The organism is Escherichia sp. WS1368 (assembly GCF_046487485.1).
GTDB classification, from domain to species: domain Bacteria; phylum Pseudomonadota; class Gammaproteobacteria; order Enterobacterales; family Enterobacteriaceae; genus Escherichia; species Escherichia coli.
This window is the reverse complement of sequence record NZ_JBJQJI010000003.1, coordinates 332,045-344,010: the sequence shown is the minus strand read 5'-3', so window position 1 is coordinate 344,010 and position 11,966 is coordinate 332,045. Positions and strand designations below refer to the sequence as shown.

The following is an 11,966-nucleotide window of genomic DNA, read 5'->3' as shown; positions in this document are numbered from 1 at the left end:
ACCCTCTATACTGCGCGCCGAAGCTGACCAGACAGTCGCCGCTTCGTCGTCGTCCTCTTCGGGGGAGACGGGCGGAGGGGAGGAAAGTCCGGGCTCCATAGGGCAGGGTGCCAGGTAACGCCTGGGGGGGAAACCCACGACCAGTGCAACAGAGAGCAAACCGCCGATGGCCCGCGCAAGCGGGATCAGGTAAGGGTGAAAGGGTGCGGTAAGAGCGCACCGCGCGGCTGGTAACAGTCCGTGGCACGGTAAACTCCACCCGGAGCAAGGCCAAATAGGGGTTCATAAGGTACGGCCCGTACTGAACCCGGGTAGGCTGCTTGAGCCAGTGAGCGATTGCTGGCCTAGATGAATGACTGTCCACGACAGAACCCGGCTTATCGGTCAGTTTCACCTGATTTACGTAAAAACCCGCTTCGGCGGGTTTTTGCTTTTGGAGGGGCAGAAAGATGAATGACTGTCCACGACACTATACCCAAAAGAAAGCGGCTTATCGGTCAGTTTCACCTGGTTTAACGAAAACCCGCCAGCGTAAACTGGCGGGTTTTTGCTTTTTGGAGCATAGTGTAAGATGAATAAATATCTACGGTATTAATAATAGACTTTGTAAGAAATTATTAAGTCTATATTGCATTTAAAAGGTCGTAATCATACGTATAGTCCTCTCTGGTAAAATATTGCTTCTCTGAATTATATGCTTCATATGTGTTATATTTTACAACCTCAAAGCAATTGTCAGGAGAATTTTCGTCTTTCTCGAGTGTATTATCTGAAAGGAATTCCTCTGAGCTAGAATCCTCTATGTTTAAATCTGTATTGTAATTATTTTTTGGATCGATAAGATAAGCATTTTCTTTGACGCTTTCATAATCTTTAATGATTATATCGATGTAATAATCTATTTTTTCTGATGAGAATGCTTTCATCTCTGGTAATCTAATTCTGTTCAAGTAATTGTTAATTTTCGATGAGCTTTTATATATTTCTTTTGTTAATTCATTTTCTAATTCATCTGTTAGAGTTGCTCTTGGTATAGATTCTATAATTGCAAGTCTCATAATTTTTAATTGTTCTTCGGTAATATCTCCAAGCGCATTTAAACAACTTTCGACAAGCTTAATTTTTTCTTCAGAATACATATCGCTAATGCTTGTTATAACAGGCGTTATTTTTAGTAAATAATCCCAGGAGATTGTGGCGTTTTGTGTTGAACTAACGAAATTTACCTGAAACATGTTGGCATTAGTAAAATCTGTGTCATCCAATTTAAAAGGATTTAAAATTGTATTGGCCATATGTTTATCTGTAAAATCATAAAGTTCTAAATCGACATTCCGTAAGTCCAGAGAGGATAGATCAACTATACCTCCAGTCCCACAACTAAAGATTACGTTCAACCTCCTGATTTCATTGTAAATGTCTTTCAATGGGCAATTAACATTGATATTGCCTGTGGATATTTCCTGGTTTTTTAACGGTTCATTAATGGTAAGTTCACAGGTATTGTCTGATCGTTGAATAATTCGGGCGTTATAACCAAAAAAATCCATACGAAGAGACGAATCATTATAAAGAATTACATTTTGTAAGTACGCTAATTCTTTTTGAAAATCACCAGTGATAATGCATTTCCCACCTGGTTGTAGCGCGTTAAGTAAAGTGACCATTTCAATAGAGGTCTGTTTTAGTTTTTCTATACCTGGTGCTAGTGCTTCGAGGTTATTAACTATGGGGCTTTCAGGAAGATCATTTATTTTTCGACGGGCTAAATCACTACTAATATCATTACCAATTGATGAAACAGGGGACATTATTTTATCCTTTATAAATAATCAATAAAAATCATTATTAAAATGATCGGGTGAAAAAAAGAGAATTTGCCAACAATCTGAAGGAATGGAGGTTTTATTAAAGTACGTAGGGGGGGTTAAGATGGCTTCTTTTCGGGTGAATTTTGCACAATACTTAGAAATCGTCTCCTTAATACACTCCAGCTCTTTTTTATTGACGGCTGAGCAAGTACATTGTTCGCCAAAAGGTGCAAAAGTGCCTACATCTAATGTTTGTATGATATAATCGTCATGTTCTCCTGTAGAAATATCTATGATGAATGGACTCATATTTTCCGGTTGGATTCGGATCATGACAGAAGGAACATCGCCTTGATAGAAATTCAATGCAGTAATTGCAGATAATACTCTCCGCAGTTCATTACTTATACTGTATATTTTATTAACGTCATTGGTGGAGACAATTTCTGCAAACTTTCTTTTTACCGTCCAATAATCAATATTTCTGTTGTGATTGTTAACCACTGCGTGCATTGGCGGGATTGAAGGGTGAAAAATATGTGCAATTGGGAAGCCTTTCATTGATGCCTGCCTTGTCATCATGACAAACAATAATAGATGCTTATTTTCCTCGCAGGGTTCTTTCGCACTATCAAAAAACGCTCATTTACCCGGCGTTACAGTAAACGAAGCAACATTCTGTGGCCTACGCCGATCAAAAGCTCTGTGAAAATTTCCCTTGTTGTCTTTGTCTGACCTTATCGCGGCGACCAGCAATTATTCGTTTTGTGATCCTCAACACAAAATGCTATTCGTCGCCTATGAGGGGAGAGGAATTTATGGAAAACGATTGCATTCACAAAATGACATCCTGTCAGAAGAGAAAAAGTTGACGTTAATCAATTGTTCGAGATGATCAATACCTGTATTCGAAATTTTAAAATATTGATAAAATAAATGTTTGTTCTTCAACAAATAACGTGAAAAAATGTGACGTGCCGCATTATTTATCGCTGAAAATGGTTTATTTATAATAAAATTTGAGAACTTGCTCATTAAATTTAACTCAAATTTTGCCTGGTAATTATCCGGTAATTGCTTGAAATATGGTCTCAGCCCCTTTTTTGTATTAACCACATAACGAATGATGTTATCGCCATAAAATATGGTTATCCCCGTCATTTTTTTTGACAAAAATCAGGGTTTATGCTGATTTTTATACTTTAACTTATTGATATGTAAAGATATTTAATTGGAATAACGATACCATGGAAAGTATTGAAAGTTAATTTGTGAGTGGTCGCACATATCCTGTTCATTTCATTTTGATACACTTCATGCCGTCACTGAGGTAATTAACGTAGGTCGTTATGAGCACTATTCTTCTTCCGAAAACGCAGCACCTGGTAGTCTTTCAGGAAGTCATTAGAAGTGGCTCTATCGGCTCGGCTGCAAAAGAATTAGGGTTAACTCAACCGGCCGTCAGTAAAATCATTAACGATATTGAAGATTATTTTGGCGTGGAATTAGTGGTGCGGAAAAATACCGGTGTAACACTAACACCTGCCGGTCAATTGTTACTCTCCCGTTCTGAATCCATTACCCGTGAAATGAAAAATATGGTTAATGAGATAAGCGGTATGTCTTCTGAGGCGGTGGTGGAAGTCTCATTTGGTTTTCCTTCATTGATTGGTTTTACTTTTATGTCCGGGATGATCAACAAGTTCAAAGAGGTGTTCCCGAAAGCGCAGGTTTCTATGTATGAAGCGCAACTGTCTTCGTTCTTACCGGCAATCCGCGACGGTCGACTGGATTTTGCGATTGGTACGTTAAGCGCAGAAATGAAGCTTCAGGATTTACATGTTGAGCCGCTGTTCGAGTCCGAGTTTGTGCTGGTAGCCAGTAAGTCCCGAACATGCACCGGCACCACCACGCTGGAGTCGTTGAAGAACGAACAGTGGGTGTTGCCACAAACCAATATGGGGTACTACAGCGAGCTACTTACTACGTTACAAAGAAATGGCATCAGTATTGAAAACATCGTTAAAACCGACTCAGTCGTGACAATTTATAATCTTGTTCTCAATGCTGATTTCTTAACTGTAATTCCTTGTGATATGACATCACCTTTTGGTTCAAATCAATTTATTACTATTCCGGTTGAAGAAACATTACCTGTGGCACAATATGCCGCGGTATGGTCGAAAAATTATCGTATTAAAAAAGCAGCATCGGTTTTGGTGGAATTAGCCAAAGAGTATTCATCTTATAATGGGTGTAGACGAAGGCAATTAATTGAAGTTGGTTAGTTATTTGTTTTTATTTAAACATAAATAATCCACCTGTCTGTTTTGCAGGTGTCGGTTACGGTTACCTACATATTTAATTCAGGCTAAGAGGTTTTATAATGCATATTACATACGATCTCCCGGTTGCTATTGATGACATCATTGAAGCGAAACAACGACTGGCTGGGCGAATTTATAAAACAGGCATGCCTCGCTCCAACTATTTTAGTGAACGTTGCAAAGGTGAAATATTCCTCAAATTCGAAAACATGCAGCGTACCGGTTCATTTAAAATTCGTGGCGCATTTAATAAATTAAGTTCACTGACCGATGCGGAAAAACGTAAAGGTGTAGTGGCCTGCTCTGCGGGCAACCATGCGCAAGGGGTTTCCCTCTCCTGCGCGATGCTGGGTATCGACGGTAAAGTGGTGATGCCAAAAGGCGCGCCGAAATCCAAAGTAGCGGCAACGTGCGACTACTCTGCAGAAGTCGTTCTGCATGGTGATAACTTCAACGACACTATCGCTAAAGTGAGCGAAATTGTCGAAATGGAAGGCCGTATTTTTATCCCACCTTATGATGATCCGAAAGTGATTGCTGGCCAGGGAACGATTGGCCTGGAAATTATGGAAGATCTCTATGATGTCGATAATGTGATTGTGCCAATTGGTGGTGGCGGTTTAATTGCTGGTATTGCGGTGGCAATAAAATCTATTAACCCGACCATTCGTGTTATTGGCGTACAGTCAGAAAACGTTCACGGCATGGCGGCTTCTTTCCACTCCGGAGAAATAACCACGCACCGAACTACCGGCACCCTGGCGGATGGTTGTGATGTCTCCCGCCCGGGTAATTTAACTTACGAAATCGTTCGTGAATTAGTCGATGACATCGTGCTGGTCAGCGAAGACGAAATCAGAAACAGTATGATTGCCTTAATTCAGCGCAATAAAGTCGTCACCGAAGGCGCAGGCGCTCTGGCATGTGCTGCATTATTAAGCGGTAAATTAGACCAATATATTCAAAACAGAAAAACCGTCAGTATTATTTCCGGCGGCAATATCGATCTTTCTCGCGTCTCTCAAATCACCGGTTTCGTTGACGCTTAATTAATTCGTTGAGGATAGGATATGAGTACTTCAGATAGCATTGTATCCAGCCAGACAAAACAATCGTCATGGCGTAAATCAGATACCACATGGACGTTAGGCTTGTTTGGTACGGCAATCGGCGCCGGGGTGCTGTTCTTCCCTATCCGCGCAGGTTTTGGCGGACTGATCCCGATTCTTCTGATGTTGGTATTAGCATACCCCATCGCATTTTATTGCCACCGGGCGCTGGCGCGTCTGTGTCTTTCTGGCTCTAACCCTTCCGGCAACATTACGGAAACGGTGGAAGAGCATTTTGGTAAAACTGGCGGCGTGGTTATCACGTTCCTGTACTTCTTCGCGATTTGCCCACTGCTGTGGATTTATGGCGTTACTATTACCAATACCTTTATGACGTTCTGGGAAAACCAGCTCGGCTTTGCACCGCTGAATCGCGGCTTTGTGGCGCTGTTCCTGTTGCTGCTGATGGCTTTCGTCATCTGGTTTGGTAAGGATCTGATGGTTAAAGTGATGAGCTACCTGGTATGGCCGTTTATCGCCAGCCTGGTGCTGATTTCTCTGTCGCTGATCCCTTACTGGAACTCTGCAGTTATCGACCAGGTTGACCTCGGTTCGCTGTCGTTAACCGGTCATGACGGTATCCTGATCACTGTCTGGCTGGGGATTTCCATCATGGTTTTCTCCTTTAACTTCTCGCCAATCGTCTCTTCCTTCGTGGTTTCTAAACGTGAAGAGTATGAGAAAGACTTCGGTCGCGACTTCACCGAACGTAAATGTTCCCAAATCATTTCTCGTGCCAGCATGCTGATGGTTGCAGTGGTGATGTTCTTTGCCTTTAGCTGCCTGTTTACGCTGTCTCCGGCCAACATGGCGGAAGCCAAAGCGCAGAATATTCCAGTGCTTTCTTATCTGGCTAACCACTTTGCGTCCATGACCGGTACCAAAACAACGTTCGCGATTACACTGGAATATGCGGCTTCCATCATCGCACTCGTGGCTATCTTCAAATCTTTCTTCGGTCACTATCTGGGGACACTGGAAGGCTTGAATGGCCTGATTCTGAAGTTCGGTTATAAAGGTGACAAAACCAAAGTGTCGCTGGGTAAACTGAATACTCTCAGCATGATCTTCATCATGGGCTCCACCTGGGTTGTTGCCTACGCCAACCCGAACATCCTCGACCTGATTGAAGCCATGGGCGCACCGATTATCGCATCCCTGCTGTGCCTGTTGCCGATGTATGCCATCCGTAAAGCGCCGTCTCTGGCGAAATACCGTGGTCGTCTGGATAACGTGTTTGTTACCGTGATTGGTCTGCTGACCATCCTGAACATCGTATACAAACTGTTTTAATCCGTAACTCAGGATGAGAAAAGAGATGAATGAATTTCCGGTTGTTTTGGTTATTAACTGTGGTTCGTCTTCGATTAAGTTTTCCGTACTCGACGCCAGCGACTGTGAAGTATTAATGTCAGGTATTGCCGACGGTATTAACTCGGAAAATGCATTCTTATCCGTAAATGGGGGAGAGCCAGCACCGCTGGCTCACCACAGCTACGAAGGTGCATTGAAGGCAATTGCATTTGAACTGGAAAAACGGAATTTAAATGACAGTGTGGCCTTAATTGGCCACCGCATCGCTCACGGCGGCAGTATTTTTACCGAGTCCGCCATTATTACCGATGAAGTCATTGATAATATCCGTCGCGTTTCTCCACTGGCACCCCTGCATAATTACGCCAATTTAAGTGGTATTGAATCGGCGCAGCAATTATTTCCTGGCGTAACTCAGGTGGCGGTATTTGATACCAGTTTCCACCAGACGATGGCTCCGGAAGCTTATTTATACGGCCTGCCGTGGAAATATTATGAAGAGTTAGGTGTACGCCGTTATGGTTTCCACGGCACGTCGCACCGCTATGTTTCCCAGCGCGCGCATTCTTTGCTGAATCTGGCGGAAGATGACTCCGGCCTGGTTGTGGCGCATCTTGGCAATGGCGCGTCAATCTGCGCAGTTTGCAACGGTCAGAGTGTTGACACTTCAATGGGAATGACGCCGCTGGAAGGCTTGATGATGGGTACCCGCAGTGGTGATGTCGACTTTGGTGCGATGTCCTGGGTCGCCAGCCAAACCAACCAGAGCCTGGGTGACCTGGAACGCGTAGTGAATAAAGAGTCGGGATTATTAGGTATTTCCGGTCTTTCTTCGGATTTACGTGTTCTGGAAAAAGCCTGGCATGAAGGTCACGAACGCGCGCAACTGGCAATTAAAACCTTTGTTCACCGAATTGCCCGTCATATTGCCGGACACGCAGCCTCATTACGTCGCCTGGATGGAATTATATTCACCGGCGGAATAGGAGAAAATTCAAGTTTAATTCGTCGTCTGGTCATGGAACATTTGGCTGTATTAGGCGTAGAGATTGATACAGAAATGAATAATCGCTCTAACTCCTGTGGAGAGCGAATTGTTTCCAGTGAAAATGCCCGTGTCATTTGCGCCGTTATCCCAACCAACGAAGAAAAAATGATTGCTTTGGATGCCATTCATTTAGGCAAAGTGAACGCGTCCGCAGAATTTGCATAATTTAGTTGAAGTATTGTAGAGAGATTATTTTTCATGAAGGTAGATATTGATACCAGCGATAAGCTGTACGCCGACGCATGGCTTGGCTTTAAAGGTACGGACTGGAAAAACGAAATTAATGTCCGCGATTTTATTCAACATAACTATACACCGTATGAAGGCGATGAATCTTTCCTCGCTGAAGCGACGCCAGCCACCACGGAATTGTGGGAAAAGGTGATGGAAGGCATTCGTATTGAAAACGCAACCCACGCGCCGGTTGATTTCGATACCAATATTGCCACCACCATTACCGCTCATGATGCGGGATATATTAACCAGCCGCTGGAAAAAATTGTTGGCCTGCAAACGGATGCGCCGTTGAAACGTGCGTTACACCCGTTCGGTGGCATTAATATGATTAAAAGTTCATTCCACGCCTATGGTCGTGAAATGGACAGTGAATTTGAATATCTGTTTACCGATCTGCGTAAAACCCATAACCAGGGCGTATTTGATGTTTACTCACCGGATATGCTGCGCTGCCGTAAATCTGGCGTGCTGACCGGTTTACCAGATGGCTATGGTCGTGGGCGCATTATCGGTGACTATCGCCGCGTAGCGCTGTATGGCATCAGTTATCTGGTGCGTGAACGCGAACTGCAATTTGCCGATCTCCAGTCTCGTCTGGAAAAAGGCGAGGATCTGGAAGCCACCATCCGTCTGCGTGAGGAGCTGGCAGAGCATCGTCATGCGCTGTTGCAGATTCAGGAAATGGCGGCGAAATATGGCTTTGATATCTCTCGCCCGGCGCAGAATGCGCAGGAAGCGGTGCAGTGGCTCTACTTCGCTTACCTGGCGGCAGTGAAATCACAGAACGGCGGCGCGATGTCGCTGGGTCGCACGGCATCGTTCCTCGATATCTACATTGAGCGCGACTTTAAAGCTGGCGTACTCAATGAGCAGCAGGCACAGGAACTGATCGACCACTTCATTATGAAGATCCGTATGGTGCGCTTCTTGCGTACACCGGAATTTGATTCGCTGTTCTCCGGCGACCCAATCTGGGCGACGGAAGTGATCGGCGGGATGGGGCTGGACGGTCGTACGCTGGTGACCAAAAACTCCTTCCGCTATTTGCACACCCTGCACACTATGGGGCCTGCACCGGAACCTAACCTGACCATTCTTTGGTCGGAAGAATTACCGATTGCCTTCAAAAAATATGCCGCGCAGGTGTCGATCGTCACCTCTTCCTTGCAGTATGAAAACGACGATCTGATGCGTACTGACTTCAACAGCGACGATTACGCGATTGCCTGCTGCGTCAGCCCAATGGTGATTGGTAAGCAAATGCAGTTCTTTGGTGCACGCGCTAACCTGGCGAAAACACTGCTGTACGCAATTAACGGCGGGGTGGACGAGAAGCTGAAGATTCAGGTCGGGCCGAAAACAGCACCGTTGATGGACGACGTGCTGGATTACGACAAAGTGATGGACAGTCTCGATCACTTCATGGACTGGCTGGCGGTGCAGTACATCAGTGCGCTGAATATCATTCACTACATGCACGACAAGTACAGCTACGAAGCTTCGCTGATGGCGCTGCACGATCGTGATGTCTATCGCACTATGGCATGCGGCATCGCGGGCCTGTCGGTGGCGACGGACTCCCTGTCTGCCATCAAATATGCCCGCGTGAAACCAATCCGTGACGAAAACGGCCTGGCGGTGGACTTTGAAATCGACGGCGAATATCCGCAGTACGGTAACAACGACGAGCGCGTAGACAGCATTGCCTGCGATCTGGTTGAACGCTTTATGAAGAAAATTAAAGCGCTGCCAACCTATCGCAACGCCGTCCCTACCCAGTCGATTCTGACTATCACTTCTAACGTGGTGTACGGCCAGAAAACCGGTAATACGCCGGACGGTCGTCGCGCCGGAACACCGTTCGCGCCGGGCGCTAACCCGATGCATGGTCGTGATCGCAAAGGTGCCGTGGCCTCATTGACGTCGGTGGCGAAACTGCCGTTCACCTACGCCAAAGACGGGATCTCGTACACCTTCTCGATTGTGCCTGCGGCGCTGGGCAAAGAAGATCCAGTACGTAAAACCAACCTTGTCGGCCTGCTGGATGGGTATTTCCACCACGAAGCGGATGTCGAAGGCGGTCAACACCTCAACGTCAACGTAATGAATCGGGAAATGCTGCTGGATGCCATCGAGCACCCGGAAAAATATCCTAACCTGACAATCCGTGTCTCTGGCTACGCCGTGCGCTTCAACGCACTGACCCGTGAACAGCAACAGGATGTTATTTCACGTACTTTTACCCAGGCGCTCTGACGCCGGAGGATGTATGAAAAAGATTATCGAAACGCAACGTGCCCCAGGCGCAATCGGCCCTTATGTTCAGGGCGTTGATTTAGGCAGCATGGTCTTCACCTCCGGGCAAATTCCGGTTTGCCCACAAACCGGTGAGATCCCGGCTGATGTGCAAGATCAGGCGCGTTTAAGCCTCGAAAACGTCAAAGCGATCGTGGTTGCTGCCGGGCTGAGCGTGGGCGATATCATCAAGATGACCGTGTTCATCACCGATCTGAATGATTTTGCCACCATCAACGAAGTCTATAAGCAGTTCTTCGATGAGCATCAGGCGACCTATCCGACCCGGAGCTGTGTACAGGTCGCGCGTTTGCCGAAAGATGTGAAGCTGGAAATTGAAGCCATCGCAGTACGTAGTGCGTAAAGCCTCGTGAGCGGGACGGTCGCAAGGTCGTTCCGCTCCACTTCACTGAACGGCAATCCGAGGGTGTGGATATGATTAGTGCATTCGATATTTTCAAAATTGGGATTGGTCCCTCCAGTTCGCATACCGTGGGGCCAATGAATGCCGGAAAAAGTTTTATTGATCGGCTGGAAAGTAGCGGCTTATTAACCGCGACGAGCCATATTGTGGTCGATCTGTACGGGTCGTTGTCACTGACGGGCAAAGGCCATGCCACGGATGTCGCCATTATCATGGGACTGGCAGGAAACAGTCCGCAGGATGTTGTCATTGATGAGATCCCTGCATTTATAGAGTTAGTAACGCGCAGCGGGCGGCTGCCAGTGGCATCTGGTGCGCATATTGTTGATTTTCCTGTAGCAAAGAACATTATCTTCCATCCCGAAATGTTGCCTCGCCATGAGAACGGAATGCGGATCACTGCCTGGAAGGGACAGGAAGCGCTATTAAGTAAAACCTATTACTCTGTCGGCGGCGGGTTTATTGTCGAAGAAGAACACTTCGGCCTGTCGCACGATGTCGAAACGTCCGTACCTTACGATTTCCACTCAGCAGGTGAACTGCTGAAAATGTGTGATTACAACGGCCTGTCTATATCTGGTCTGATGATGCACAACGAGCTGGCGCTGCGTAGCAAAGCGGAAATTGACGCCGGTTTTGCCCGTATCTGGCAAGTGATGCATGACGGTATTGAACGCGGGATGAACACTGAAGGCGTGCTGCCTGGTCCGCTCAATGTGCCGCGTCGTGCCGTAGCGCTGCGTCGTCAGCTGGTTTCCAGCGATAACATCTCTAACGATCCGATGAATGTCATCGACTGGATCAATATGTACGCGCTGGCGGTTAGTGAAGAAAACGCAGCTGGCGGGCGCGTGGTAACGGCACCGACTAACGGTGCGTGCGGCATTATTCCGGCAGTGCTGGCTTATTACGATAAGTTCCGTCGTCCGGTAAACGAGCGGTCAATTGCCCGCTATTTTCTGGCCGCGGGGGCTATTGGCGCGCTGTATAAAATGAACGCCTCCATCTCCGGCGCGGAAGTCGGCTGTCAGGGGGAAATTGGCGTGGCCTGTTCAATGGCGGCGGCAGGGTTAACTGAACTCCTGGGCGGCAGTCCGGCGCAGGTATGCAATGCGGCGGAAATCGCGATGGAGCATAACCTTGGGCTGACCTGCGATCCGGTTGCCGGACAGGTACAAATCCCGTGCATTGAACGTAATGCCATTAATGCCGTGAAAGCAGTAAACGCCGCGCGGATGGCGATGCGCCGCACCTCGGCACCGCGTGTTTCACTCGATAAAGTGATCGAGACGATGTATGAAACCGGCAAAGATATGAACGATAAATACCGCGAAACATCACGCGGAGGACTGGCCATTAAAGTGGTCTGCGGCTGACATTGCTGTCAGCTTTCATCCTTGG

10 protein-coding genes and 1 other RNA gene are annotated in these 11,966 nt (G+C 46.5%); 8 read left to right on the top strand and 3 right to left on the bottom strand.

Features of this window, described 5'->3' with window-relative positions; all coding sequences use genetic code 11:
• Window positions 1-19: 19 nt before the first annotated feature.
• Window positions 20-396, top strand: an RNA gene (gene rnpB / locus ACJHYD_RS10370) — RNase P RNA component class A.
• 227 nt (window positions 397-623) lie between these two features.
• Here the strand turns inward: rnpB and ACJHYD_RS10365 are convergent.
• From ACJHYD_RS10365 to tdcR, 3 genes are all read right to left on the bottom strand, one after another.
• Entirely contained in the window at window positions 624-1,811 is a 1,188-nt protein-coding gene (locus ACJHYD_RS10365) for a YhaC family protein (protein ID WP_001551691.1), read from the bottom strand.
• A 21-nt stretch (window positions 1,812-1,832) separates the two neighbouring features.
• On the bottom strand, window positions 1,833-2,372 hold the full coding sequence (yhaB, locus tag ACJHYD_RS10360; RefSeq protein ID WP_000675750.1) for a protein YhaB: 540 nt from the start codon (window positions 2,370-2,372) through the stop codon (window positions 1,833-1,835).
• Window positions 2,373-2,627: 255 nt separating this feature from the next.
• Window positions 2,628-2,846: a transcriptional activator TdcR gene (tdcR, locus tag ACJHYD_RS10355; RefSeq protein WP_124056418.1), complete on the bottom strand. Its 219-nt coding sequence runs from the start codon at window positions 2,844-2,846 to the stop codon at window positions 2,628-2,630.
• Between the two features lie 314 nt (window positions 2,847-3,160).
• Between tdcR and tdcA the strand changes: the two genes are divergently transcribed.
• The 7 genes from tdcA to tdcG all read left to right on the top strand — a co-directional run bounded on the left by tdcA (window position 3,161) and on the right by tdcG (window position 11,941).
• Window positions 3,161-4,099 (top strand): transcriptional regulator TdcA, encoded by a 939-nt coding sequence (gene tdcA / locus ACJHYD_RS10350; RefSeq protein ID WP_000104211.1) that lies wholly within the window; start codon window positions 3,161-3,163, stop codon window positions 4,097-4,099.
• Window positions 4,100-4,197: 98 nt separating this feature from the next.
• Complete coding sequence (tdcB, locus tag ACJHYD_RS10345) at window positions 4,198-5,187, top strand: bifunctional threonine ammonia-lyase/L-serine ammonia-lyase TdcB (RefSeq protein WP_000548347.1); 990 nt, start codon at window positions 4,198-4,200, stop codon at window positions 5,185-5,187.
• Window positions 5,188-5,208: 21 nt separating this feature from the next.
• Window positions 5,209-6,540, top strand: a complete 1,332-nt coding sequence (tdcC, locus tag ACJHYD_RS10340; protein WP_000107721.1) for a threonine/serine transporter TdcC — start codon at window positions 5,209-5,211, stop codon at window positions 6,538-6,540.
• A 25-nt stretch (window positions 6,541-6,565) separates the two neighbouring features.
• On the top strand, window positions 6,566-7,774 hold the full coding sequence (gene tdcD / locus ACJHYD_RS10335) for a propionate kinase (RefSeq protein WP_001551689.1): 1,209 nt from the start codon (window positions 6,566-6,568) through the stop codon (window positions 7,772-7,774).
• A 33-nt stretch (window positions 7,775-7,807) separates the two neighbouring features.
• Window positions 7,808-10,102 (top strand): 2-ketobutyrate formate-lyase/pyruvate formate-lyase, encoded by a 2,295-nt coding sequence (tdcE, locus tag ACJHYD_RS10330; RefSeq protein WP_000861734.1) that lies wholly within the window; start codon window positions 7,808-7,810, stop codon window positions 10,100-10,102.
• A 13-nt stretch (window positions 10,103-10,115) separates the two neighbouring features.
• Window positions 10,116-10,505, top strand: coding sequence for an enamine/imine deaminase (locus tag ACJHYD_RS10325; protein WP_000719990.1), 390 nt, complete (start codon window positions 10,116-10,118; stop codon window positions 10,503-10,505).
• A 71-nt stretch (window positions 10,506-10,576) separates the two neighbouring features.
• Window positions 10,577-11,941 carry an L-serine ammonia-lyase gene (tdcG, locus tag ACJHYD_RS10320; protein ID WP_000622115.1) on the top strand — a complete coding sequence of 455 codons (1,365 nt, stop codon included), beginning with the start codon at window positions 10,577-10,579 and terminating at the stop codon, window positions 11,939-11,941.
• The last annotated feature ends 25 nt before the right edge of the window (window positions 11,942-11,966 follow it).

Bases quoted from the DNA above. Each gene is read 5' to 3' on its own strand.
- ACJHYD_RS10365 (WP_001551691.1), bottom strand. From the start codon at position 1,811: ATGTCCCCTGTTTCATCAATTGGTAATGATATTAGTAGTGATTTAGCC.
- yhaB (WP_000675750.1), bottom strand. From the start codon at position 2,372: ATGAAAGGCTTCCCAATTGCACATATTTTTCACCCTTCAATCCCGCCA.
- tdcR (WP_124056418.1), bottom strand. From the start codon at position 2,846: ATGAGCAAGTTCTCAAATTTTATTATAAATAAACCATTTTCAGCGATA.
- tdcA (WP_000104211.1), top strand. From the start codon at position 3,161: ATGAGCACTATTCTTCTTCCGAAAACGCAGCACCTGGTAGTCTTTCAG.
- tdcB (WP_000548347.1), top strand. From the start codon at position 4,198: ATGCATATTACATACGATCTCCCGGTTGCTATTGATGACATCATTGAA.
- tdcC (WP_000107721.1), top strand. From the start codon at position 5,209: ATGAGTACTTCAGATAGCATTGTATCCAGCCAGACAAAACAATCGTCA.
- tdcD (WP_001551689.1), top strand. From the start codon at position 6,566: ATGAATGAATTTCCGGTTGTTTTGGTTATTAACTGTGGTTCGTCTTCG.
- tdcE (WP_000861734.1), top strand. From the start codon at position 7,808: ATGAAGGTAGATATTGATACCAGCGATAAGCTGTACGCCGACGCATGG.
- ACJHYD_RS10325 (WP_000719990.1), top strand. From the start codon at position 10,116: ATGAAAAAGATTATCGAAACGCAACGTGCCCCAGGCGCAATCGGCCCT.
- tdcG (WP_000622115.1), top strand. From the start codon at position 10,577: ATGATTAGTGCATTCGATATTTTCAAAATTGGGATTGGTCCCTCCAGT.